Source organism: Streptomyces sp. NPDC033845, from assembly GCF_055576225.1.
On the sequence record NZ_JBVIRI010000012.1, the window covers coordinates 83,829 to 104,534 of the forward strand.

Here is a 20,706-nt window from a genome sequence, read left to right on the forward strand (position 1 = left end):
CCTCCCCCGCCCAAACGGATTCCCGGCCACCGCCGTCCGGGCCGGCCGGCTCAGCCCTCCCGGCGCTTCCTGGACAGGGCCCACAGGGCCGTGCCGACCAGCACCGCGGTGGCCCCGACCCCGCCGACGAGCACCGCGGCGGAACCGGTCGCGGCCAGCCCGCCGGTCCCCCCGTCACCGGACGGCGGCCGCACCGACCCGCTGCCGGTCGGCACCGGGGTCGGGGACGGCCCCGGGGCGGTCGTGACCGTGGGCGCCGCGGAGGCCGTGGGGCTCGGCGAGGCAGAGGGGCCGCCGGACGGGGAGCCGGACGGGCTCCCGGACGGACCGCCCGTCGCGGTGGCCGAGGGCCCCGCGGAAGGACTCCCCGTCGGACGCGGCCCGGCACTCCCCGACGGCTTCGGGGACGGACCCCCGGTCGGCCCGGGGCCGGGCTCGCCCCCGGTGACCGTGATGGTCACCCTGGCGCTGTTGTTGGCCGGGGTCCGGTCCCACTGCTCCAGCGGGTACTGACCGGGCTCCCGGGCACCCACCGGGGTCCGCGGAAGGGGATCGAAGCGGAACACCCCCTCGTACTCGCCGGGCCGCACCCACGGGGCGATCCGGAAGGTGGCGCCCACCGGCCCGCTGCCCACCGCCAGCCGCTGCCCGGCCGGCGGGCAGTTCCAGCGGGTCGGCCCCTGCCGCACCACCGGGTCGCAGTCCCCCTTGACGTAGCTGAACCCGTCCGGCAGCAGGAACTCGGTGCTCGCCACCCGGAACGCCGGGTCCTCGGTGTGGATCGCCCCCGGGCCCCGGTTGTGCCAGCGCGGGGTCAGCCGCACCTCCGTGCCCGGCGCGCCGGACGCCCGGGCACCGGTCACGCTCAGGTCCGGCCGGCCGGCCGGCACCTCCAGCGCCAGCTCCTCCACCGGGGGCCGCCGGTCCAGGACCTCCTCGGTGGCCGCCATCCGCAGCTCCGGACCGGTCCCCGGACGCCACTTCGCCTTCGGATGGCGGTCCCGCTCCGCCGGCCCGTCCGGATACACCGAGACCACGTGCCGGGCCCGCCAGGCGTCCGGCCGGACCGACAGCTCCAGCCCCTCCGCCAGCCGGTAGGCGGTGCCCGGCAGGAACGGCCCGGTGAAGGTGCAGGCCTGCACCTCGCGCAGGGACACCGGGTCCCGGTCGTAGGCGCAGTTCGAGAACCGCGACCAGCCGTAGGTCAGACCGGGCCCGGTCTCCACGTACATCCGGACCGCCGCCACCGGGGCGTCCCCACCGTTGGTGAACCCGAAGCGCAGCACATGCCGCCCCCCGGCCTTCAGCTGGGTGGGGACGGTGTACCCGCCCAGCTGGAGCCCGGCCGGGACCGGCGGCGGCTCCCCCTGAGCCGGAGCCGTCCCGAACAGGACCAGGGCCCCGGCCGCCGCCACCGTCCACACGCGCATCATCGATTCGTCCCCCGTCGTCGTCCGTCCCCGGATCAGACCAACGGGCCGCCCCCGGGTTGCCCGGGAACAAGATCACGAATCAGCAACACCCCGGCGCGGCCGGACCCGCGCCCGGCAGCGTCCGCATGTTCCGGGCCTGCCGGCTGCGCTCCGCCAGCAGCTCGTCCGCCGGATAGCCGACCTCCTCCAGGGTCAGCCCGTGCGGCTTCACCACATGCACCGAGGAGTCCCGCACCCCGGCGGCCAGCACCTTCCCCGGCCACTCCACCGGCCGGTGCCCGTCGCCCACGTGCAGCAGCGCGCCCACCAGCGAACGCACCATGTTGTGGCAGAAGGCGTCGGCCCGCACGGTCGCCGTGACGATCCCGTCCTCGGCCCGCTCCCAGCTCAGCCGCTGGAGGGTGCGGATGGTGGTCGCCCCCTCCCGCTTCTTGCAGTACGCGGCGAAGTCGTGCTCGCCCAGCAGCGCCTTGGAGGCCTCGTTCATCGCCGCCACGTCCAGCGGCCAGTCGTGCCACAGCACGTGCCCCCGGCGCAGCGGGTCCACCCCGCCCTTCCGGTCCCCCACCCGGTACGCGTAGCGGCGCCAGACCGCCGAGAACCGCGCGTTGAACCCGGCCGGGGCCTCGGCCACCCGCCACACCCGCACGTCCTGCGGAAGCCGCCCGGCCAGCCGCCTCAGCAGCACCTCCCGGTGCTCCTCCCACACCTCGGCGGCCAGGTCCAGATGCGCCACCTGCCCGCGCGCGTGCACCCCCGCGTCGGTCCGGCCGGCCACCGTCAGCTCCACCGGCTCGGCCAGCCGCATCACGGTCCGCAGCGCGGACTCCAGCTCGCCCTGCACCGTCCGCCGCGTGGTCTGCTTCGCCCAGCCGGAGAACTCCTTGCCGTCGTAGCTCAGGTCCAGCCGCACCCGGACGAACCCGGGCTCCACCTCGTCACCCACGTGACCGATCCTCTCCACACACCGAAAACGCGCCCGAAAACGCGCCCGAAAAGACGGAACGGGCCCGCCCCACGAGGGGACGGACCCGTTCCAGGCCCGAACGATCAGACCGCGGAGGCTCAGGCCTCCTTGGTCTCCTCGGCCGGCGCCTCGGCCTCGGAGTCCGCGGACTCCACAGACTTGGCCTCGGCCTCCTTCACCGCACGCTTGGTGGCGGCCTCGGCCTCACCGGTGGCCTGCTGCGCCACGGTCAGCGCCTCGACCAGCTCGATGACGGCCATCGGGGCGTTGTCGCCACGACGGTTGCCGACCTTGGTGATGCGGGTGTAACCACCGGGGCGGTTCTCGTAACGCGGAGCGATCTCGGTGAAGAGCGTGTGCACGATGCTCTTGTCGGTGATCGTCTGGAGAACGAGGCGACGGTTGTGGATGTCGCCCTTCTTCGCCTTGGTGATCAGACGCTCGGCGACCGGACGCAGGCGGCGGGCCTTGGCCTCGGTCGTGGTGATGCGGCCGTGCTCGAACAGCGACTTCGCGAGGTTCGCGAGCAGCAGCTTCTCGTGCGCGGCGGAACCGCCGAGGCGGGCGCCCTTCGCGGGACGGGGCATGGTGATTCTCCTCTGTGCTGCACCGGCCGTGTCAGGTACCGGTGGCAGTCCCTACCGGCGGTCGCCGGAGGGTGTGCGGGGCGGGCCGGAACGCACCCCGCAAGCCTTGACTAGTACTGCTCGGTCTCGACGAAACCGGCGTCCGCGTCGTCGTCGGCGCCGAAGGCGTCGGCGGCGGCGGTCGGGTCGAATCCGGGCGGGCTGTCCTTGAGCGCCAGGCCCATGCCGGCCAGCTTCGCCTTGACCTCGTCGATCGACTTCGCACCGAAGTTGCGGATGTCGAGCAGGTCCGCCTCGGAGCGGGCGACGAGCTCACCCACGGAGTGGATGCCCTCGCGCTTGAGGCAGTTGTAGGAGCGGACGGTGAGTTCCAGCTCCTCGATCGGCAGCGCCAGGTCGGCGGCCAGGGCGGCGTCCGTCGGGGACGGGCCCATGTCGATGCCCTCGGCGTCGATGTTGAGCTCGCGGGCCAGACCGAACAGCTCGACCAGGGTCTTGCCGGCGGACGCCATGGCGTCGCGCGGGCGCATGGCCTGCTTGGTCTCGACGTCGACGATCAGCTTGTCGAAGTCGGTGCGCTGCTCGACTCGGGTCGCCTCGACCTTGTAGGTGACCTTGAGCACCGGGCTGTAGATGGAGTCGACCGGGATGCGGCCGATCTCCTGGCCCAGCTGCTTGTTCTGGACGGCGGAGACGTAGCCGCGACCGCGCTCGACGGTCAGCTCCATCTCCAGCTTGCCCTTGCCGTTGAGCGTGGCGAGGACCAGGTCCGGGTTGTGCACCTCGACACCGGCCGGGGGCGCGATGTCGGCAGCGGTGACCAGGCCGGGACCCTGCTTGCGCAGGTACATCACGACCGGCTCGTCGTGCTCCGAGGAGACGACCAGCTGCTTGATGTTGAGGATGAGGTCGGTGACGTCCTCCTTGACGCCCGGCACGGTGGTGAACTCGTGCAGGACACCGTCGATGCGGATGCTGGTGACAGCGGCACCCGGGATCGAGGAGAGGAGCGTACGGCGCAGGGAGTTGCCGAGGGTGTAGCCGAAGCCCGGCTCCAGGGGCTCGATCACGAACCGGGAGCGGTACTCGTCGACGACCTCTTCGGTCAGCGAAGGACGCTGAGCGATAAGCATGTCTTCATTCCTTCAGTCGTGGACGCCCACTATTTGACGTCCGACCAGAACTACAAGGGTACGGGCGGCACGTCCCCTTCGAGGGGGGACGTACCGCCCGGACACTCAAGAACGCACAAGGTGCGTCCGCTGCGTCAGACCGAGGTCAGACGCGGCGGCGCTTCGGCGGGCGGCAGCCGTTGTGCGGGGTGGGGGTGACGTCCTGGATCGAGCCGACCTCAAGGCCGGTGGCCTGGAGGGAGCGGATCGCGGTCTCACGGCCGGAGCCGGGACCCTTGACGAAGACGTCGACCTTGCGCATGCCGTGCTCCTGCGCGCGGCGGGCGGCCGACTCGGCGGCCATCTGCGCGGCGAAGGGGGTGGACTTGCGCGAGCCCTTGAAGCCGACGTGGCCGGCGGAGGCCCAGGAGATCACGTTGCCGGACGGGTCCGTGATCGAGACGATGGTGTTGTTGAACGTGCTCTTGATGTGCGCGTGCCCGTGAGCGACGTTCTTCTTTTCCTTGCGGCGCACCTTCTTGGCAGCGCCCTGACGACCCTTGGGGGGCATCTCTTACTCCTACAGGGAGGTGGTCGGTCCTACAGCGCAAGACCGCTGGAAAGCGTGTCCGCTGAGGACTACTTCTTGCCCGGCTTCTTCTTGCCGGCGATCGCGCGACGCGGGCCCTTGCGGGTACGGGCGTTCGTGCTGGTGCGCTGACCGTGCACCGGCAGGCCACGACGGTGGCGAATACCCTGGTAGCACTGGATCTCGATCTTGCGGCGGATGTCGCCCTGGATCTCGCGGCGGAGGTCACCCTCGGTGCGGAGGTTGGCGTCCACGTACTCGCGGATCTTGACCAGGTCCTCTTCGGCGAGGTCGCGAACACGGGTGTTCGGGTTCACGCCGGTCGACTCGAGGATCTCCTTGGACCGGGTGCGCCCGATACCGAAGACGTAGGTGAGTGCGATCTCCACACGCTTTTCGCGCGGGATGTCAACACCGGAAACGCGTGCCATTCAATGGCTCCTGTGTGTTCGGGGGTCTTCCGCAAAGCCACTCCCGGCAGCCGTATGAGGTACCAACCGGGTCCCCGGCCCCCGCCGGAGGTGCCGCCGACCCCGAAGGGGCTGGGCGGGCTCTGCGTATGTACGTATTTACGTGCGTCGCGCGAAGAACTGCGAAATTGCAGGTCGGTCGGCGTGCGTCAGCCCTGGCGCTGCTTGTGGCGCAGGTTGTCGCAGATGACCATGACCCGACCGTGACGGCGGATCACCTTGCACTTGTCGCAGATCTTCTTGACGCTCGGCTTGACCTTCATGTGTCTGAGGTTCTCCGGGTCAGTGCCACCACCCCGCCGTAAGAGCGGGGTACGGGGACAAGATCTACTTGTATCGGTAGACGATCCGGCCACGCGTCAGGTCGTAGGGAGAGAGCTCCACCACGACCCGGTCATCCGGGAGGATACGGATGTAGTGCATCCGCATCTTTCCGCTGATGTGCGCGAGGACCTTGTGACCGTTCTGGAGCTCCACCTTGAACATCGCGTTCGGGAGGGACTCGATCACGGTGCCCTCGATCTCGATGGCACCTTGCTTCTTGGCCACGCTTCGCCTTTCGAATCGGCTACCTTGATCAGCTCCCTGCTTCGCATGCGGACATGCGGGTGCAAAGGAGCCGACGAGTCAGTCTACGTCAGGGCACCCAGAAAGACGAATCCGGAAAGTGTGCCCCACACCCTAGATCCTTAACCAGGGGGCCGGGTCAGCCCAGCGGGTCCGGGGCCGTGGTGACGCCGTACTCGGCGAGCTTCGCCTTGCCGCAGTCCGGGCTGGTCAGCACGATCGGCCCCTCCTCGGTCAGGGCGACCGAGTGCTCCCAGTGCGAGGACCAGGTGCCGTCGGTGGTGATGACCGTCCAGTCGTCGGCCAGCACCTCGGTCTCGGCGGTGCCCAGCGAGACCATCGGCTCGATGGCCAGGCAGAGGCCCGGCACCAGCTTGATCCCCTTGCCGCGCTTGCGCGAGACGTAGTTCAGCAGGTGCGGGTCCATGTGCATCTCGGAACCGATGCCGTGGCCGCCGTAGTCCTCGATGATCCCGAACCGGCCCAGGCTGTGGTCACCGGTGGCCGGCCGCGGCTGCCGCTTGATGTACGTCTCGATCGCGCGGGAGATGTCCACCAGCCGGTTGCCCAGCCGCATGGCCGCGATGCCGGCCCACATGGACTCCTCGGTCACCCGGGACAGCTCCACCAGCTCCGGGGCGTGCCCGGTGCCCACGAAGGCCGTGTAGGCGGCGTCCCCGTGCCAGCCGTCCACGATGGCGCCGGCGTCGATGGAGATGATGTCCCCGTCCTTGAGGACCGTCTTGTCGTCCGGGATGCCGTGGACGACGACCTCGTTCGCCGAGGTGCAGATGGTGGCGGGGAAGCCGCCGTACCCGAGGAAGTTCGACTTGGCGCCGTGGTCGGCGATCACCTTGCGGGCGACCATGTCCAGATCCCGCGTGGTGGCACCCGGCACCGCGGCCTCACGGGTGGCCGCGTGGATGGCGGCGACGACCAGCCCCGCCTCGCGCATCTTCGCGATCTGCTCCGGGGTCTTGATCTGGACCATGCCTGCCTTGCCTCTCGTACGGGACGTCTCTGTTCAACACTACGGCGCTCAACACCACGGCCGCGGCGTCCTGGGGACACCGCGGCCGTGTGTACTGCCCGGATCGGCTACCGGACTACTTCTTCAGGGCTTCCATCGCACGCTGGGTGATCTCGTCCACCTTGCCGAGCGCGGAGATCGTGACCAGCAGGCCCTGGGCCTTGTAGTAGTCGATGATCGGCTCGGTCTGGGTGTGGTAGACCTCCAGGCGGCGGCGGACCGTCTCCTCGGAGTCGTCACCGCGCTGGTACAGCTCGCCACCGCAGGTGTCGCAGACACCCTCGGTCTTCGGCGGGGCGTACGCCACGTGGAAGACGTGCTTGTCCTCGTTGCGGCAGAGGCGGCGGCCGGCGATCCGCTTGACCACCTCGTCCTCCTCGACCTCCAGGTCGAGGACCGCGTCCAGCTTCATGCCCTCGGACTTCAGCATCACGTCGAGGGCCTCGGCCTGCGACACGTTGCGGGGGAAGCCGTCGAGCAGGAAGCCGTTCACGGCGTCCGGCTGCTCCATGCGGTCCTTGGCCATGCCGATGGTGATCTCGTCGGGGACGAGGTCGCCGGCGTCCATGAAGGCCTTGGCCCGCTTGCCCAGGTCAGTGCCCTGGCTGATGTTGGCGCGGAAGAGGTCGCCCGTGGAGATGTGCGGGATCGACAGGTTCTTGGCGAGGTACGCGGCCTGCGTACCCTTGCCCGCACCCGGAGGCCCGACGAGGACGATTCGCATCAGCGGAGGAACCCTTCGTAATTGCGCTGCTGGAGCTGGCTCTCGATCTGCTTCACGGTTTCCAGACCCACACCCACGATGATCAGGATGCTCGTCCCGCCGAACGGGAAGTTCTGGTTCGCCCCGAAGCCGGCCAACGCCATCGTCGGCACAAGAGCGATGAGACCCAGGTACAGCGACCCCGGCCAGGTGATCCGGTTGAGCACGAAGCTCAGGTACTCGGCGGTGGGTCGACCGGCCCGGATGCCCGGGATGAAGCCACCATACTTCTTCATGTTGTCGGCGACTTCCTCCGGGTTGAACGAGATCGCCACGTAGAAGAAGGCGAAGAACACGATCAGGAGGAAGTACATGGAGATGTGGAAGGGGGCGTTCGTGTCCGCGAGATTCCGCTGGACCCAAGCGGCCCACGGCGCCGTGGAACCGCTGAACTGCACGACCAGAGCCGGGATGTACAGCAGCGAGGAGGCGAAGATGACGGGGATGACACCCGCCTGGTTCACCTTGAGCGGGATGTAGGTGGACGTGCCCCCGTAGGCGCGACGGCCGATCATCCGCTTCGCGTACTGCACCGGGATGCGGCGCTGGGCCTGCTCGACGAAGACCACCAGGGCGACCATGGCGAGACCGACGAGGATCACCACGCCGAACTCCACCCAGCCGTCGGCGATCTTGCCTTCGAGCTTGATCTGCCACAGGGCGCCGATGAAGCCCGCGGCGATCGAGATGAACATCAGGATCGACATGCCGTTGCCGATGCCGCGGTCGGTGATGAGCTCACCGAGCCACATGACCGCGGCGGTGCCGGCGGTCATGGTGACCACCATGACGACGGTCGTGAAGATCGAACGGTCGGGAACGATCTGTCCGGCGACCTGACAGCCCTGGAACAGGGCCCCACTACGCGCCGTGGCCACGAGGCCGGTGCCCTGAAGGATCGCGAGCGCGATGGTCAGGTAGCGCGTGTACTGCGTGATCTTCGCCGTGCCGGACTGACCCTCCTTCTTGAGGTTCTCCAGCTTCGGGATGACCACGGTCAGCAGCTGCAGGATGATGCTCGCCGTGATGTAGGGCATGATGCCGAGCGCAAAGATCGTGATCTGCAGCAGTGCACCACCGCTGAACATGTTGACCAGACCGAACAGCCCGCTGTTGGAGCCCTTCGCCTGGTCGACACAGAACTGAACGTTCTCGTAGCTCACGCCGGGTACCGGGATGTGGGACCCGAGTCGATACAGCACGATGATGCCGAGCGTGAAGAGCAGCTTCTTGCGCAGGTCGGGCGTCTTGAACGCCCGGGCGAACGCGGTGAGCACGGTGCCTCCTGCGACCCCCGCGCTACTGCGTCAGAGGTGACGGTCTAAGGATTCGAGGTATACGACAAAGCTAAAGGTGCAGGCCACCTTACCGGCGACAGGCCCCCCCATGGAACGACCAACCGGGGATGCCCCATATGTGAGGCATCCCCGGTCGATTTCACTCTCTATGAGCCACCGGACTCGTCTCAGACGAGCTCGGTGACGGTGCCGCCCGCAGCGGCAATCTTCTCCTTGGCGGAGCCGGAGACGGCGTCAACCGAAACCTGCAGCGCCACGGAGATCTCGCCCTGGCCCAGGACCTTGACGAGGCTGTTCTTGCGAACAGCACCCTTCTCGACGAGACCGGCCACGGTGACCTCTCCACCCTCGGGGTAGAGCTCGGCCAGCTTGGCCAGGTTCACGACCTGGAACTCCGTGCGGAACGGGTTCTTGAAGCCCTTGAGCTTCGGGAGACGCATGTGGAGGGGCATCTGCCCACCCTCGAAGCGCTCCGGGATCTGGTAACGGGCCTTCTGGCCCTTCGTACCACGACCGGCCGTCTTACCCTTCGACGCCTCACCACGACCGACACGGGTCTTCGCGGTCTTGGCACCGGGGGCGGGACGGAGGTTGTGGGCCTTCAGCGGGCTGTTCTCAGCCATGATTAGTCAACCTCCTCAACCGTCACGAGGTGGCGGACGGTGTGCACCATTCCGCGGAACTCGGGGCGGTCCTCCTTGACGACGACGTCGTTCAGGCGCTTGAGCCCGAGCGAACGCAGCGTGTCGCGGTGGTTCTGCTTGCTACCGATGTACGACTTCGTCTGCGTGATCTTGAGGCGGGCCATCAGACACCCGCCCCGGCACGTGCACGAAGGAGAGCCGCGGGGGCGACGTCCTCAAGGGGCAGACCACGGCGAGCCGCGATCTCCTCGGGACGCTGCAGGCCCTTGAGGGCCTCCACGGTCGCGTGCACGATGTTGATCGCGTTGTCGGAGCCGAGCGACTTCGACAGGATGTCGTGAACGCCGGCGCACTCCAGAACGGCGCGCACCGGGCCACCGGCGATAACACCGGTACCGGGGGAAGCAGGCTTCAGCAGGACAACGCCGGCCGCCTTCTCGCCCTGGATCGGGTGCGGGATGGTGCCCTGGATGCGCGGAACCTTGAAGAAGTTCTTCTTGGCTTCCTCGACACCCTTGGCGATGGCCGCGGGAACTTCCTTGGCCTTGCCGTAACCGACACCTACGGTGCCGTCACCGTCGCCCACCACGACCAGCGCGGTGAAGCTGAAGCGGCGACCACCCTTGACAACCTTGGCGACGCGGTTGATCGCGACAACGCGCTCAACGTAAGCGGTCTTCTCGGCGGCAGGGCCACCGTCGCGACCCTTCCGGTCCCGCCGCTCGCCGCCACCGGCACCGCTTCCGCGGCGCTGGGGTCCAGCCATTGGATTACCTCTCTCTGTTACGTCCGTGAGTCCCGGAACCGGGGCTTAGAACTTCAGCCCGGCTTCGCGGGCGGCGTCAGCCAGAGCGGCAATGCGCCCGGCGTATCGGTTGCCACCGCGGTCGAACACGACGGTCTCGACACCCGCGGCCTTGGCACGCTCGGCAACGAGCGCGCCGACAGCCTGGGCCTGGGCGCTCTTGTCGCCTTCGCCACCGCGGATCGAGGCGTCCAGGGTCGACGCGGACGCCAGGGTGTGGCCCTGGAGGTCGTCGATGACCTGCGCAACGATGTTGCGGTTGGAACGCGTCACGACGAGGCGCGGACGCTCCGCCGTACCCGAGACGTTCTTGCGGATGCGGATGTGCCGGCGGGCCTTGGCGGCGCGCTTGTACGCGTCGCCCTTGGCGATCTTCACACCGTATGCCATGGCTACTTACCAGCCTTTCCGACCTTGCGGCGGATGACCTCGCCGGCGTACTTGACACCCTTGGCCTTGTACGGGTCGGGCTTCCGCAGCTTGCGGATGTTGGCGGCGACCTCGCCGACCTTCTGCTTGTCGATGCCCTCGACCGAGAACTTGGTGGGCGACTCGACCTTGAAGGAGATGCCCTCGGGCGCCTCGATCAGGATCGGGTGGCTGTAACCAAGCTGGAACTCCAGGTTGGAGCCCTTCGCGGCGACGCGGTAACCGACACCGCTGATTTCGAGCGCCTTGACGTAACCCGCGGTCACGCCGGTGATCATGTTCGCCACCAGCGTGCGGGACAGGCCGTGCAGGGCCTTGTTCTGACGCTCGTCGTTGGGGCGGGTGACGTTCAGGACGCCGTCCTCACCCTTGACGATCTCGATCGGCGCAGCGACGGTGTGCGTGAGGGAACCCTTGGGGCCCTTCACGGCGACCGTCTGGCCGTCGATGGTGACGTCCACACCGGCGGGAACCTGGATGGGGAGCTTGCCGATTCGCGACATTGCTTTTCCTCCGTTCCCGACTACCAGACGTAGGCGAGGACTTCCCCACCTACGCCCTTCTTGCCTGCCTGCTGGCCGGTCAGGAGACCGTGCGACGTGGAGATGATCGCCACGCCGAGGCCGCCGAGGACCTTGGGCAGGTTGGTGGACTTCGCGTACACGCGCAGACCGGGCTTGGAGATCCGCTTGATGCCCGCGATGGAGCGCTCACGGTTCGGCCCGAACTTCAGCTCGAGGACGAGGTTCTTGCCGACCTCGGCGTCCTCGACCTTCCAGCCGGTGATGAAGCCCTCCTGCTGGAGGATCTCCGCGATGTGCGACTTGATCTTGCTGTGCGGCATCACGACGGTGTCGTGGTACGCCGAGTTAGCGTTACGCAGACGCGTGAGCATGTCTGCGATCGGGTCAGTCATGGTCATGAAGTGGCCTTCGGCCTCTCTCGCCGGGGTTTCCTGTATGCGCCATCCCTCTCCCCACTCAGAGGCGGGACGGGTGCGGCGCGGGGACCTACGGCGTAGTAAGTCGTTATGGGCGGCGGACGCCCAACCACACAAGCCTAAGGCATGCGCGGCCGGGCATCCGCCGTCCAGATGCTTACCGAGAGTGCCTGGTACTCCTCAAGTCCTTGCGGACGAGAGGGATTACCAGGAGCTCTTGGTCACGCCCGGCAGCTCGCCACGGTGAGCCATCTCACGAAGGCACACGCGGCACAGGCCGAACTTGCGGTACACGGAGTGGGGACGACCGCAGCGCTGGCAGCGGGTGTAGCCACGCACACCGAACTTGGGCTTGCGGGCAGCCTTCGCGATGAGAGCCTTCTTCGCCATCTCGCTTACGCCTCCTTGAAGGGGAAGCCGAGGTGACGAAGGAGGGCGCGGCCCTCGTCGTCGTTGGTCGCCGTGGTGACCACGGTGATGTCCATACCCCGGGTACGGTCGATCTTGTCCTGGTCGATCTCGTGGAACATGACCTGCTCCGTGAGACCGAAGGTGTAGTTGCCACGGCCGTCGAACTGCTTCGGCGACAGACCACGGAAGTCACGGATACGCGGCAGCGCGAGCGACAGCGTACGGTCCAGGAACTCCCACATGCGGTCACCGCGGAGGGTGACGTGGCAGCCGATCGGCTGACCCTCGCGCAGCTTGAACTGCGCGATGGACTTGCGGGCCTTGGTGACGGCCGGCTTCTGACCCGTGATCGTGGTGAGGTCGCGGATGGCGCCGTCGATCAGCTTGGAGTCGCGGGCGGCGTCGCCCACACCCATGTTGACCACGATCTTCACGAGGCCGGGGATCTGCATGACGTTCTCGTAGGAGAACTCCTCACGCAGCTTGCCCGCGATGTCCTCGCGGTACTTCGTCTTGAGTCGCGGAGTGGTAGCCATCAGATGTCCTCACCCGTCCGCTTGGCAACGCGGATCTTGTTGCCCTCGTCGTCGAAGCGGAAACCGACGCGGGTGACGACCTTCTGGCCGTCCTTCTCCACAACCAGCTGGACGTTGCTGACGTGGACCGGCGCCTCGGTGATCACGATGCCACCGGACTGCGAGCCACCAGCGGTCTGACCGGCCTTGGTGTGCTTCTTGACCCGGTTGACACCCTCGACCAGGACGCGGTTGTCGGCGGGGAAGGCCGCGATGACCTTGCCCTGCTTGCCCTTGTCCTTACCGGTGATGACCTGAACCAGGTCGCCCTTCTTGATCTTCATGCTTACAGCACCTCCGGCGCGAGCGAGATGATCTTCATGAACTTCTTCTCGCGCAGCTCACGGCCCACCGGGCCGAAGATACGGGTGCCGCGAGGGTCGCCGTCGTTCTTCAGAATGACAGCGGCGTTCTCGTCAAAGCGGATGTACGAGCCATCCTGGCGGCGACGCTCCTTGACGGTCCGAACGATGACCGCCTTGACGACGTCACCCTTCTTCACGTTGCCACCGGGGATCGCGTCCTTGACGGTGGCGACGATGACGTCACCGATGCCGGCGTAGCGGCGACCGGAACCACCGAGAACACGGATGCAAAGGATCTCCTTGGCACCAGTGTTGTCGGCGATACGCAGTCGCGACTCCTGCTGGATCACGTGTATCTCCTGTTTGTCTGCCGGTTCCCGGCGGGGGCGCCGCTCCGAAGAGCGGCGGCCCCCACCGAGCCTGGCGGAACGAACCTGAGGGGCCCCTGAACTTCTTGCTCAGGGCCTCAGATAATTACTTGGCCTTCTCGAGGATCTCGACGATGCGCCAGCGCTTGCTCGCCGACAGCGGACGCGTCTCCATGATGAGGACGCGGTCGCCGACGCCGGCAGCGTTCTGCTCGTCGTGCGCCTTGAGCTTGTTCGTACGGCGGATGACCTTGCCGTACAGGGCGTGCTTGACGCGGTCCTCGACGGCGACGACGACGGTCTTGTCCATCTTGTCGCTGACGACCAGACCCTCACGGGTCTTGCGGAAACCGCGCTCGGTGGTCTCAGTCACGTTCTTCTCGCTCATCAGGCGTTCTCCACCGTCTCGATACCGAGCTCACGCTCGCGCATCAGGGTGTAGATGCGAGCGATGTCCTTACGGACGGACTTGAGCCGGCCGTTGTTCTCCAGCTGACCCGTGGCCGCCTGGAAGCGAAGCTTGAACAGCTCTTCCTTGGCCTCGCGCAGCTTGCCAACGAGCTCCTCGTTGCCGAGCTCACGCAGCTCGGACGCCTGGGTTCCCGTCGCCATCACGACTCACCTGCCTCGCGCCGAACAATCCGGCACTTCATCGGAAGCTTGTGAGCAGCGCGGGTGAGCGCCTCACGAGCAATCTTCTCGTTCGGGTAGGACAGCTCGAACATGACCCGGCCCGGGTGCACGTTCGCGATCCACCACTCGGGAGAACCCTTACCGGAACCCATGCGGGTCTCGGCCGGCTTCTTCGTCAGCGGACGGTCCGGGTAGATGTTGATCCAGACCTTGCCGCCACGCTTGATGTGGCGGGTCATCGCGATACGAGCCGCCTCGATCTGGCGGTTCGTCACGTAGGCCGGGGTCAGCGCCTGGATGCCGTACTCACCGAACGTGACCTCAGTACCACCCTTGCTCATACCGCTGCGCTTGGGGTGGTGCTGCTTGCGGTGCTTGACCCTACGAGGGATCAGCATGTCGGTCAGGCCTCCGTTCCGGTGCTCTCGGCCGGAGCGGCGGCGGGGGCGTCGGCCTTGGGGGCCTCGGCACCAGCAGCCTGCTGCGGCTTGCGGCCACCACGGCCGCCGCGCTCGCCACCACGGCCACCACGGCCAGCGGGACGGTCGCCAGCGCCACCCGCGCCACGGGCCGGGCGGTTACCCGCACGGGCCGCGGCGTTCTCGGCGCGAACCTCGGCGATGTTCTTGACGTCGCCCTTGTAGATCCAGACCTTCACGCCGATGCGGCCGAAGGTGGTCTTGGCCTCGAAGAAGCCGTAGTCCACGTTCGCGCGGAGGGTGTGCAGCGGCACACGGCCTTCGCGGTAGAACTCGGAGCGGGACATCTCGGCGCCGCCGAGACGACCGCCACACTGGATCTTGATGCCCTTGGCGCCGGCCTTCATGGTGCCCTGCATGCTCTTGCGCATGGCACGACGGAAGGAGACGCGGGAGGAGAGCTGCTCGGCGACGGCCTGGGCGACCAGCTGCGCATCGGTCTCGGGGTTCTTGACCTCGAGGATGTTCAGCTGGACCTGCTTGCCCGTGAGCTTCTCGAGGTCGCCGCGGATGCGGTCGGCCTCGGCGCCGCGGCGGCCGATGACGATGCCGGGACGAGCGGTGTGGATGTCCACACGCACGCGGTCACGGGTGCGCTCGATCTCCACCTTCGAGATGCCGGCGCGCTCCATGCCGGACGTCATCATCCGACGGATGGCGACGTCTTCCTTGACGTAGTCCTTGTACAGCTTGTCGGCGTACCAACGCGACTTGAAGTCGGTGGTGATGCCGAGCCGGAACCCGTGCGGGTTTACCTTCTGGCCCATTACCGGGAACCTTCCTTGCTGCTGACGACCACGGTGATGTGGCTGGTCCGCTTGCGGATCCGGTAGGCACGGCCCTGCGCACGCGGACGGAACCGCTTCAGGGTCGGGCCCTCGTCCACGTACGCCTCGCTGATGACCAGCGTGGAGGCGTCCGGGTGGTTGTAGTTGTGTGCGGCGTTGGCAATGGCGCTGTCCAGCACCTTGCCGACCGGCACGCTCGCGGCCTGCGGGGCGAAACGCAGGACCGCCTGAGCCTCCGTGGCATCCATGCCACGGATAAGGTCCACCACGCGGCGGGCCTTCATGGGCGTGACGCGGATGTACCGCGCCTGGGCCCTGGCTTCCATGGTTGTCCCTTCGGTGTAAGTCATAGTCGTAACCACCCCGCCTTTAGCGGCGCTTCGACTTCCGGTCGTCCTTGACGTGGCCGCGGAAGGTGCGAGTCGGCGAGAACTCGCCGAGCTTGTGGCCGACCATCGACTCGGTGACGAACACCGGGACGTGGGTCTTGCCGTTGTGCACCGCGATGGTGTGACCCAGCATGCTGGGGATGATCATCGAGCGACGGGACCAGGTCTTGATGACGTTCTTGGTGCCGGCTTCGTTCTGGGCGTCCACCTTCTTTACGAGGTGGTCGTCGACGAAGGGCCCCTTCTTGAGACTGCGCGGCATCTAAACCCGCTCCTAGCGCTTCTTGTTCGTCTTGCGGCGGCGGACGATGTACTTGCTCGAAGCCTTCTTCGGCGAGCGAGTACGACCCTCCTTCTGACCCCACGGGGAGACCGGGTGGCGACCACCGCTGGTCTTGCCCTCACCACCACCGTGCGGGTGGTCAACCGGGTTCATCGCGACACCGCGGACGGAGGGGCGAACGCCCTTCCAGCGCATGCGGCCGGCCTTGCCCCAGTTGATGTTCGACTGCTCGGCGTTGCCGACCTCGCCGACCGTGGCGCGGCAGCGCGCGTCGACGAGACGGATCTCGCCGGACGGCATGCGGAGGTGGGCCATGGTGCCCTCCTTCGCCAGCAGCTGCACGGAGGCACCGGCCGAGCGGGCGAACTTGGCGCCGCCACCGGGACGGAGCTCGATCGCGTGGATCGTGGTACCGACCGGGATGTTGCGGAGCGCCAGGTTGTTGCCGGGCTTGATGTCGGCCGTCGGGCCGTTCTCAATCCGGTCACCCTGCTTCAGCGACTTCGGCGCGATGATGTAGCGCTTCTCGCCGTCGGCGTAGTGCAGCAGCGCGATGCGCGCGGTGCGGTTCGGGTCGTACTCGATGTGCGCGACCTTGGCCGGCACGCCGTCCTTGTCGTGACGACGGAAGTCGATCACGCGGTAGGCGCGCTTGTGTCCACCACCCTGGTGGCGAACGGTGATCCGACCGGTGTTGTTACGGCCGCCCTTGCTGTGCAGGGGGCGAACCAGCGACTTCTCCGGCGTGGACCGCGTGATCTCGACAAAGTCGGCGACGCTGGAGCCACGACGGCCCGGGGTCGTCGGCTTGTACTTGCGGATACCCATTTCTCAGTCCTCGTCCGATTCCGGACGACTAGACCTCCGCTAGGAGGCCTGGCCGCCGAAGATGTCGATACGGTTGCCCTCGGCAAGGGTCACGATGGCGCGCTTGGTGTCCGCGCGCTTGCCGAAACCGGTCTTGGTGCGCTTGCGCTTACCCTGACGGTTGATCGTGTTGACCCCGGTGACCTTGACCGAGAAGACCGCTTCCACGGCCTGCTTGATCTGGGTCTTGTTGGCGCCGGGCGCGACGATGAACGTGTACTTGTTCTCGTCCAGCAGCGCGTAGCTCTTCTCCGAGACGACCGGCTTGATCAGCAGGTCGCGCGGGTCGGTGAAGGTCTTGCTGGTAACGGTCGCCTCAGACATCAGGCGTCGCTCCCTTCGGTCTCGTCGTTCCGGCCAGAAGGCGCGCCGGACACGAAGGACTCGAAAGCGGTCTTGGTGAAGACCACGTCGTCAGAGACGATCACGTCGTACGTGTTCAGCTGGCCCGGCTCCAGGATGTGAACCTGGGGCAGGTTGCGGGCGGACAGCCACGCGGCCTCTTCGGAGCGGTCGACGACCAGGAGCAGGTTCTTGCGCTCCGAGATCTTGCCGAACAGCGTCTTGGCAGCCTTGGTGGAGGCGGCACCCTCGACCACGTCGGTGACGACGTGGATGCGGGAGTGACGCGCACGGTCCGAGAGGGCACCGCGGAGGGCGGCGGCCTTCATCTTCTTCGGGGTCCGCTGCGAGTAGTCACGCGGCTGAGGGCCGTGGACGACGCCACCGCCGACGAACTGCGGAGCGCGGGTGGAACCCTGACGCGCGCGGCCGGTGCCCTTCTGGCGGTACGGCTTGCGGCCACCACCACGGACTTCGCCACGACGCTTGGTCTTGTGCGTGCCCTGACGGGCAGCGGCCAGCTGGGCGACGACGACCTGGTGGATCAGCGGAACGCTGGTCTTCGCGTCGAAGATCTCCGCGGGGAGCTCGACGGTACCGGCCTTGTCGCCTGCCGGCGAAAGGATGTCAATGGTGCTCATTACCTCAAGCCCCCTTGGCCGCGGTACGGACCAGGACGAGGCCGCCGTTCGGACCGGGGACCGCGCCCTTGATGAGCAGCAGACCCTTCTCCGCGTCAACCGCGTGGATGGTCAGGTTCTGGGTGGTGACGCGCTCGTTACCCATGCGACCGGCCATGCGCATGCCCTTGAAGACACGCCCAGGGGTGGCGCAGCCACCGATCGAACCGGGGGAGCGGTGCTTGCGCTGCACACCGTGACCGGCGCCGAGGCCCCGGAAGTTGTGCCGCTTCATGACACCGGCGAAGCCCTTGCCCTTGCTGTTGCCCGTGACGTCAACCTTGACGCCGGACTCGAACACCTCAGCGGTGATCTCCTGGCCGAGCGTGTACTCGCTGGCGTCGGAGGTGCGGAGCTCCACCAGGTGGCGGCGGGGGGTCACGTCGGCCTTGGCGAAGTGGCCCTTGAGGGGCTTGTTCACCTTGCGCGGGTCGATCTCGCCGAAGGCGATCTGGACCGACTCGTAGCCGTCGATGTCGTTCGTACGGACCTGGGTAACGACGCAGGGTCCGGCCTTGACCACGGTCACCGGGACGACACGGTTGTTCTCGTCCCAGACCTGGGTCATGCCGAGCTTCTCGCCCAGGACGCCCTTGATCTGCTTTGCCATCTTCTCGACGCCTCTCAGAGCTTGATCTCGATGTCGACGCCGGCCGGAAGGTCCAGGCGCATCAGCGAGTCAACGGTCTTGGGCGTCGGGTCGAGGATGTCGATCAGGCGCTTGTGCGTGCGCATCTCGAAGTGCTCGCGCGAGTCCTTGTACTTGTGCGGCGACTTGATGACGCAGTACACGTTCTTCTCAGTGGGCAGCGGCACCGGGCCTGCGACCGACGCACCAGTGCGGGTCACCGTCTCGACGATCTTCTTCGCCGAGGAGTCGATGACCTCGTGGTCGTAGGCCTTGAGCCGGATGCGGATCTTCTGTCCCGCCATGGCTACTCAGTAGTCCTTTGTCTAGTAACAACGCTCTGGTACTCGGTCGGCTTGCGCTCTCGCGCCGCTTCCCTCCGACCCACGCGGTCGGGCGTGTCGCACTCCCGCTACAGAAAATCCCCATACGGAAATTCCCTGCTCTGAGGGTCTGCGATCCTTTCCCGGATCACGCTTCGGGGGAGAAACACCCACCGAGTGCCTGGTGAGGGCCCCGCCCACGCTTCCCGGAAGATTCCCGTACGTCCGCCCCATTGCTGCCCCGAGGGACAGATAAAGGCGACGAGTACTGTGGGACTCGCTTCCGGTCCTCCCGGCGGGAGGCGCGCAGCATTGGCACTCAACCGAGCAACCCCGACAGTCTGCCATACGAGACACGTAATGCGCCAATCGGGGCCGTAGACAATACCCCCCACGGGGTAAGCGTCAAACTCGGCCCACCACCCCCGCCCGCCCCGCCCCCCGCCCTCAACTCCGGCTCGCCGTCCCGCACTCCGGCGGCTGTTCGACGATGGGCCGGCGCCGCGGCCGGGCGCTCACCGCGCTTCCCGGACCCCGCCAGGGGCTTGGCCGGCGGCAGCACGATCCCGGCGGCCCAGCGGGCCGCCGGGGCCGCCGGGCCGCCGGGAAACGCGAAGGGCCCCGTCCCCCCACCGAAGCGGGGGGACGGGGCCCTTCAAGCAGCTCTGGAAGAGCTACCAGGTCGTATCAGACCCGAGCAAGCCGGAGCTTACTTGGTGATCTTGACGACCTGGCCGGCGCCGACGGTCCGGCCACCCTCGCGGATGGCGAACTTCAGGCCCTCTTCCATGGCGACGGGCTGGATCAGCGAGACGGTCATCTCGGTGTTGTCGCCCGGCATGACCATCTCGGTGCCCTCGGGGAGGGTCACGACGCCGGTCACGTCCGTGGTACGGAAGTAGAACTGCGGGCGGTAGTTGTTGAAGAACGGGGTGTGACGACCACCCTCGTCCTTCGACAGGATGTAGGCCTGGGCCTCGAACTCGGTGTGCGGCGTGACCGAACCGGGCTTGATGATGACCTGGCCGCGCTCGACGTCCTCGCGCTTGATGCCACGGAGGAGCAGACCGACGTTCTCACCGGCCTGGCCCTCGTCGAGCAGCTTGCGGAACATCTCGATGCCGGTGACCGTGGTGGTGGTCTTGGCTTCCTTGATGCCGATGATGTCGACGGTCTCGTTGACCTTCAGGACACCGCGCTCGATACGGCCGGTGACGACCGTACCGCGACCGGTGATCGTGAAGACGTCCTCGACGGGCATGAGGAACGGCTTCTCGGTGTCACGCGGGGGGGTCGGGATGAACTCGTCCACGGCCTTCATGAGACCGAGGAGCTTCTCGCCCCACTCCTTGTCGCCCTCAAGCGCCTTGAGCGCCGAGACCTGCACGACCGGGACGTCGTCGCCCGGGAAGTCGTACTCGGAGAGCAGCTCGCGAACCTCGAGCTCGACGAGCTCCAGGATCTCCTCGTCGTCCACCATGTCGGCCTTGTTCAGGGCGACGACGATGGAGGGGACGCCGACCTGGCGGGCCAGGAGCACGTGCTCCTTGGTCTGCGGCATCGGGCCGTCGGTGGCGGCGACCACGAGGATGGCACCGTCCATCTGCGCGGCACCGGTGATCATGTTCTTGATGTAGTCCGCGTGACCGGGGCAGTCGACGTGGGCGTAGTGACGGTCCTCGGTCTGGTACTCGACGTGCGCGATCGAGATGGTGATACCGCGCTGGCGCTCCTCAGGAGCCTTGTCGATCTGGTCGAAGGCCGAGGCCTCGTTCAGGTCCGGGTACGCGTCGTGCAGCACCTTGGTAATGGCGGCCGTGAGGGTCGTCTTACCGTGGTCAATGTGACCGATGGTGCCGATGTTGACGTGCGGCTTAGTCCGCTCGAACTTCGCCTTCGCCACGGGGGTCCTCCTGGAGAGTGGTTCTGTACGCCTTACTCATCGGCGCCAGGTGATCTTTGCTGGGATGCCGGCCGCCCCGGGGCAACGGGAGGGTTGCT

The 20,706-nt window shown here is 67.2% G+C and carries 33 protein-coding genes; all 33 read right to left on the bottom strand.

The window, feature by feature from the left end:
* Positions 1 to 50: 50 nt before the first annotated feature.
* Positions 51 to 1,433, bottom strand: coding sequence for a hypothetical protein (locus ACZ50K_RS24720; protein WP_468906839.1), 1,383 nt, complete (start codon positions 1,431 to 1,433; stop codon positions 51 to 53).
* Positions 1,434 to 1,512: 79 nt separating this feature from the next.
* Positions 1,513 to 2,379, bottom strand: coding sequence for a tRNA pseudouridine(38-40) synthase TruA (gene truA, locus ACZ50K_RS24725; RefSeq protein WP_468906841.1), 867 nt, complete (start codon positions 2,377 to 2,379; stop codon positions 1,513 to 1,515).
* A 119-nt stretch (positions 2,380 to 2,498) separates the two neighbouring features.
* Positions 2,499 to 2,987 carry a 50S ribosomal protein L17 gene (rplQ, locus tag ACZ50K_RS24730; protein WP_468906843.1) on the bottom strand — a complete coding sequence of 163 codons (489 nt, stop codon included), beginning with the start codon at positions 2,985 to 2,987 and terminating at the stop codon, positions 2,499 to 2,501.
* A 110-nt stretch (positions 2,988 to 3,097) separates the two neighbouring features.
* Positions 3,098 to 4,120, bottom strand: coding sequence for a DNA-directed RNA polymerase subunit alpha (locus tag ACZ50K_RS24735; protein ID WP_010473911.1), 1,023 nt, complete (start codon positions 4,118 to 4,120; stop codon positions 3,098 to 3,100).
* A gap of 145 nt (positions 4,121 to 4,265) precedes the next feature.
* Positions 4,266 to 4,670 carry a 30S ribosomal protein S11 gene (gene rpsK, locus ACZ50K_RS24740; RefSeq protein ID WP_003956432.1) on the bottom strand — a complete coding sequence of 135 codons (405 nt, stop codon included), beginning with the start codon at positions 4,668 to 4,670 and terminating at the stop codon, positions 4,266 to 4,268.
* 68 nt (positions 4,671 to 4,738) lie between these two features.
* Complete coding sequence (rpsM, locus tag ACZ50K_RS24745) at positions 4,739 to 5,119, bottom strand: 30S ribosomal protein S13 (protein WP_468906845.1); 381 nt, start codon at positions 5,117 to 5,119, stop codon at positions 4,739 to 4,741.
* Positions 5,120 to 5,307: 188 nt separating this feature from the next.
* Positions 5,308 to 5,421: a 50S ribosomal protein L36 gene (gene rpmJ / locus ACZ50K_RS24750; RefSeq protein ID WP_003956441.1), complete on the bottom strand. Its 114-nt coding sequence runs from the start codon at positions 5,419 to 5,421 to the stop codon at positions 5,308 to 5,310.
* Between the two features lie 64 nt (positions 5,422 to 5,485).
* Positions 5,486 to 5,707: a translation initiation factor IF-1 gene (gene infA, locus ACZ50K_RS24755; protein ID WP_003956442.1), complete on the bottom strand. Its 222-nt coding sequence runs from the start codon at positions 5,705 to 5,707 to the stop codon at positions 5,486 to 5,488.
* 157 nt (positions 5,708 to 5,864) lie between these two features.
* A complete protein-coding gene (map, locus tag ACZ50K_RS24760) occupies positions 5,865 to 6,716 on the bottom strand; it encodes a type I methionyl aminopeptidase (RefSeq protein ID WP_468906847.1) in 852 nt (283 codons plus the stop codon).
* A 115-nt stretch (positions 6,717 to 6,831) separates the two neighbouring features.
* The gene (locus ACZ50K_RS24765; RefSeq protein ID WP_468906850.1) at positions 6,832 to 7,479 is read right to left on the bottom strand and encodes an adenylate kinase; all 648 of its coding nucleotides are present in this window, start codon (positions 7,477 to 7,479) and stop codon (positions 6,832 to 6,834) included.
* Positions 7,479 to 8,795 (bottom strand): preprotein translocase subunit SecY, encoded by a 1,317-nt coding sequence (gene secY / locus ACZ50K_RS24770; protein WP_468906853.1) that lies wholly within the window; start codon positions 8,793 to 8,795, stop codon positions 7,479 to 7,481. The genes ACZ50K_RS24765 and secY overlap by 1 nt, the downstream gene beginning before the upstream one ends.
* Positions 8,796 to 8,983: 188 nt before the next feature.
* Positions 8,984 to 9,439, bottom strand: coding sequence for a 50S ribosomal protein L15 (gene rplO, locus ACZ50K_RS24775; RefSeq protein ID WP_468906855.1), 456 nt, complete (start codon positions 9,437 to 9,439; stop codon positions 8,984 to 8,986).
* Between the two features lie 2 nt (positions 9,440 to 9,441).
* Complete coding sequence (gene rpmD / locus ACZ50K_RS24780; RefSeq protein ID WP_005313525.1) at positions 9,442 to 9,624, bottom strand: 50S ribosomal protein L30; 183 nt, start codon at positions 9,622 to 9,624, stop codon at positions 9,442 to 9,444.
* The gene (gene rpsE / locus ACZ50K_RS24785; RefSeq protein WP_048476518.1) at positions 9,624 to 10,226 is read right to left on the bottom strand and encodes a 30S ribosomal protein S5; all 603 of its coding nucleotides are present in this window, start codon (positions 10,224 to 10,226) and stop codon (positions 9,624 to 9,626) included. Before rpsE ends, rpmD begins: the two co-directional genes overlap by 1 nt.
* A 45-nt stretch (positions 10,227 to 10,271) precedes the next feature.
* Entirely contained in the window at positions 10,272 to 10,655 is a 384-nt protein-coding gene (gene rplR, locus ACZ50K_RS24790) for a 50S ribosomal protein L18 (RefSeq protein ID WP_030026334.1), read from the bottom strand.
* A gap of 2 nt (positions 10,656 to 10,657) precedes the next feature.
* Positions 10,658 to 11,197, bottom strand: a complete 540-nt coding sequence (gene rplF / locus ACZ50K_RS24795; protein WP_468906859.1) for a 50S ribosomal protein L6 — start codon at positions 11,195 to 11,197, stop codon at positions 10,658 to 10,660.
* A 20-nt stretch (positions 11,198 to 11,217) separates the two neighbouring features.
* Positions 11,218 to 11,616, bottom strand: coding sequence for a 30S ribosomal protein S8 (gene rpsH / locus ACZ50K_RS24800; RefSeq protein ID WP_067163170.1), 399 nt, complete (start codon positions 11,614 to 11,616; stop codon positions 11,218 to 11,220).
* Positions 11,617 to 11,838: 222 nt separating this feature from the next.
* Positions 11,839 to 12,024, bottom strand: a complete 186-nt coding sequence (locus ACZ50K_RS24805; RefSeq protein ID WP_003948630.1) for a type Z 30S ribosomal protein S14 — start codon at positions 12,022 to 12,024, stop codon at positions 11,839 to 11,841.
* A gap of 5 nt (positions 12,025 to 12,029) precedes the next feature.
* Positions 12,030 to 12,581 carry a 50S ribosomal protein L5 gene (gene rplE, locus ACZ50K_RS24810; protein WP_030298216.1) on the bottom strand — a complete coding sequence of 184 codons (552 nt, stop codon included), beginning with the start codon at positions 12,579 to 12,581 and terminating at the stop codon, positions 12,030 to 12,032.
* Positions 12,581 to 12,904 carry a 50S ribosomal protein L24 gene (gene rplX / locus ACZ50K_RS24815; protein WP_468906862.1) on the bottom strand — a complete coding sequence of 108 codons (324 nt, stop codon included), beginning with the start codon at positions 12,902 to 12,904 and terminating at the stop codon, positions 12,581 to 12,583. The genes rplE and rplX overlap by 1 nt, the downstream gene beginning before the upstream one ends.
* Positions 12,905 to 12,906: 2 nt before the next feature.
* Complete coding sequence (rplN, locus tag ACZ50K_RS24820; RefSeq protein ID WP_008739701.1) at positions 12,907 to 13,275, bottom strand: 50S ribosomal protein L14; 369 nt, start codon at positions 13,273 to 13,275, stop codon at positions 12,907 to 12,909.
* A 124-nt stretch (positions 13,276 to 13,399) separates the two neighbouring features.
* Complete coding sequence (gene rpsQ, locus ACZ50K_RS24825; RefSeq protein WP_352214014.1) at positions 13,400 to 13,681, bottom strand: 30S ribosomal protein S17; 282 nt, start codon at positions 13,679 to 13,681, stop codon at positions 13,400 to 13,402.
* Positions 13,681 to 13,905: a 50S ribosomal protein L29 gene (rpmC, locus tag ACZ50K_RS24830; RefSeq protein WP_468906864.1), complete on the bottom strand. Its 225-nt coding sequence runs from the start codon at positions 13,903 to 13,905 to the stop codon at positions 13,681 to 13,683. Before rpmC ends, rpsQ begins: the two co-directional genes overlap by 1 nt.
* Positions 13,905 to 14,324, bottom strand: coding sequence for a 50S ribosomal protein L16 (rplP, locus tag ACZ50K_RS24835; RefSeq protein ID WP_468906866.1), 420 nt, complete (start codon positions 14,322 to 14,324; stop codon positions 13,905 to 13,907). Before rplP ends, rpmC begins: the two co-directional genes overlap by 1 nt.
* Positions 14,325 to 14,329: 5 nt before the next feature.
* Complete coding sequence (gene rpsC, locus ACZ50K_RS24840) at positions 14,330 to 15,172, bottom strand: 30S ribosomal protein S3 (protein ID WP_468906869.1); 843 nt, start codon at positions 15,170 to 15,172, stop codon at positions 14,330 to 14,332.
* Positions 15,172 to 15,519, bottom strand: a complete 348-nt coding sequence (gene rplV / locus ACZ50K_RS24845) for a 50S ribosomal protein L22 (RefSeq protein ID WP_007265904.1) — start codon at positions 15,517 to 15,519, stop codon at positions 15,172 to 15,174. Before rplV ends, rpsC begins: the two co-directional genes overlap by 1 nt.
* Positions 15,520 to 15,562: 43 nt before the next feature.
* Complete coding sequence (rpsS, locus tag ACZ50K_RS24850) at positions 15,563 to 15,844, bottom strand: 30S ribosomal protein S19 (protein ID WP_007265903.1); 282 nt, start codon at positions 15,842 to 15,844, stop codon at positions 15,563 to 15,565.
* Between the two features lie 12 nt (positions 15,845 to 15,856).
* Positions 15,857 to 16,693, bottom strand: a complete 837-nt coding sequence (gene rplB, locus ACZ50K_RS24855; RefSeq protein ID WP_069921522.1) for a 50S ribosomal protein L2 — start codon at positions 16,691 to 16,693, stop codon at positions 15,857 to 15,859.
* Positions 16,694 to 16,732: 39 nt separating this feature from the next.
* A complete protein-coding gene (gene rplW / locus ACZ50K_RS24860) occupies positions 16,733 to 17,056 on the bottom strand; it encodes a 50S ribosomal protein L23 (protein ID WP_468906872.1) in 324 nt (107 codons plus the stop codon).
* On the bottom strand, positions 17,056 to 17,715 hold the full coding sequence (gene rplD, locus ACZ50K_RS24865) for a 50S ribosomal protein L4 (protein WP_468906874.1): 660 nt from the start codon (positions 17,713 to 17,715) through the stop codon (positions 17,056 to 17,058). Before rplD ends, rplW begins: the two co-directional genes overlap by 1 nt.
* 4 nt (positions 17,716 to 17,719) lie before the next feature.
* Positions 17,720 to 18,364, bottom strand: a complete 645-nt coding sequence (gene rplC / locus ACZ50K_RS24870) for a 50S ribosomal protein L3 (protein WP_007265899.1) — start codon at positions 18,362 to 18,364, stop codon at positions 17,720 to 17,722.
* Between the two features lie 14 nt (positions 18,365 to 18,378).
* Complete coding sequence (gene rpsJ / locus ACZ50K_RS24875) at positions 18,379 to 18,687, bottom strand: 30S ribosomal protein S10 (RefSeq protein ID WP_003948644.1); 309 nt, start codon at positions 18,685 to 18,687, stop codon at positions 18,379 to 18,381.
* A gap of 727 nt (positions 18,688 to 19,414) precedes the next feature.
* Positions 19,415 to 20,608, bottom strand: a complete 1,194-nt coding sequence (gene tuf / locus ACZ50K_RS24880; RefSeq protein ID WP_468906877.1) for an elongation factor Tu — start codon at positions 20,606 to 20,608, stop codon at positions 19,415 to 19,417.
* Positions 20,609 to 20,706: the final 98 nt, after the last annotated feature.

Excerpts from the sequence above, each read along its gene's own strand:
- ACZ50K_RS24720 (WP_468906839.1), bottom strand. The coding sequence starts at position 1,433 with ATGATGCGCGTGTGGACGGTGGCGGCGGCCGGGGCCCTGGTCCTGTTC.
- rplQ (WP_468906843.1), bottom strand. The coding sequence starts at position 2,987 with ATGCCCCGTCCCGCGAAGGGCGCCCGCCTCGGCGGTTCCGCCGCGCAC.
- ACZ50K_RS24735 (WP_010473911.1), bottom strand. The coding sequence starts at position 4,120 with ATGCTTATCGCTCAGCGTCCTTCGCTGACCGAAGAGGTCGTCGACGAG.
- rpsK (WP_003956432.1), bottom strand. The coding sequence starts at position 4,670 with ATGCCCCCCAAGGGTCGTCAGGGCGCTGCCAAGAAGGTGCGCCGCAAG.
- rpsM (WP_468906845.1), bottom strand. The coding sequence starts at position 5,119 with ATGGCACGCGTTTCCGGTGTTGACATCCCGCGCGAAAAGCGTGTGGAG.
- rpmJ (WP_003956441.1), bottom strand. The coding sequence starts at position 5,421 with ATGAAGGTCAAGCCGAGCGTCAAGAAGATCTGCGACAAGTGCAAGGTG.
- map (WP_468906847.1), bottom strand. The coding sequence starts at position 6,716 with ATGGTCCAGATCAAGACCCCGGAGCAGATCGCGAAGATGCGCGAGGCG.
- ACZ50K_RS24765 (WP_468906850.1), bottom strand. The coding sequence starts at position 7,479 with ATGCGAATCGTCCTCGTCGGGCCTCCGGGTGCGGGCAAGGGTACGCAG.
- rplO (WP_468906855.1), bottom strand. The coding sequence starts at position 9,439 with ATGGCTGAGAACAGCCCGCTGAAGGCCCACAACCTCCGTCCCGCCCCC.
- rpmD (WP_005313525.1), bottom strand. The coding sequence starts at position 9,624 with ATGGCCCGCCTCAAGATCACGCAGACGAAGTCGTACATCGGTAGCAAG.
- rpsE (WP_048476518.1), bottom strand. The coding sequence starts at position 10,226 with ATGGCTGGACCCCAGCGCCGCGGAAGCGGTGCCGGTGGCGGCGAGCGG.
- rplR (WP_030026334.1), bottom strand. The coding sequence starts at position 10,655 with ATGGCATACGGTGTGAAGATCGCCAAGGGCGACGCGTACAAGCGCGCC.
- rplF (WP_468906859.1), bottom strand. The coding sequence starts at position 11,197 with ATGTCGCGAATCGGCAAGCTCCCCATCCAGGTTCCCGCCGGTGTGGAC.
- rpsH (WP_067163170.1), bottom strand. The coding sequence starts at position 11,616 with ATGACCATGACTGACCCGATCGCAGACATGCTCACGCGTCTGCGTAAC.
- ACZ50K_RS24805 (WP_003948630.1), bottom strand. The coding sequence starts at position 12,024 with ATGGCGAAGAAGGCTCTCATCGCGAAGGCTGCCCGCAAGCCCAAGTTC.
- rplE (WP_030298216.1), bottom strand. The coding sequence starts at position 12,581 with ATGGCTACCACTCCGCGACTCAAGACGAAGTACCGCGAGGACATCGCG.
- rplX (WP_468906862.1), bottom strand. The coding sequence starts at position 12,904 with ATGAAGATCAAGAAGGGCGACCTGGTTCAGGTCATCACCGGTAAGGAC.
- rpsQ (WP_352214014.1), bottom strand. The coding sequence starts at position 13,681 with ATGAGCGAGAAGAACGTGACTGAGACCACCGAGCGCGGTTTCCGCAAG.
- rpmC (WP_468906864.1), bottom strand. The coding sequence starts at position 13,905 with ATGGCGACGGGAACCCAGGCGTCCGAGCTGCGTGAGCTCGGCAACGAG.
- rplP (WP_468906866.1), bottom strand. The coding sequence starts at position 14,324 with ATGCTGATCCCTCGTAGGGTCAAGCACCGCAAGCAGCACCACCCCAAG.
- rpsC (WP_468906869.1), bottom strand. The coding sequence starts at position 15,172 with ATGGGCCAGAAGGTAAACCCGCACGGGTTCCGGCTCGGCATCACCACC.
- rplV (WP_007265904.1), bottom strand. The coding sequence starts at position 15,519 with ATGGAAGCCAGGGCCCAGGCGCGGTACATCCGCGTCACGCCCATGAAG.
- rpsS (WP_007265903.1), bottom strand. The coding sequence starts at position 15,844 with ATGCCGCGCAGTCTCAAGAAGGGGCCCTTCGTCGACGACCACCTCGTA.
- rplB (WP_069921522.1), bottom strand. The coding sequence starts at position 16,693 with ATGGGTATCCGCAAGTACAAGCCGACGACCCCGGGCCGTCGTGGCTCC.
- rplW (WP_468906872.1), bottom strand. The coding sequence starts at position 17,056 with ATGTCTGAGGCGACCGTTACCAGCAAGACCTTCACCGACCCGCGCGAC.
- rplD (WP_468906874.1), bottom strand. The coding sequence starts at position 17,715 with ATGAGCACCATTGACATCCTTTCGCCGGCAGGCGACAAGGCCGGTACC.
- rplC (WP_007265899.1), bottom strand. The coding sequence starts at position 18,364 with ATGGCAAAGCAGATCAAGGGCGTCCTGGGCGAGAAGCTCGGCATGACC.
- rpsJ (WP_003948644.1), bottom strand. The coding sequence starts at position 18,687 with ATGGCGGGACAGAAGATCCGCATCCGGCTCAAGGCCTACGACCACGAG.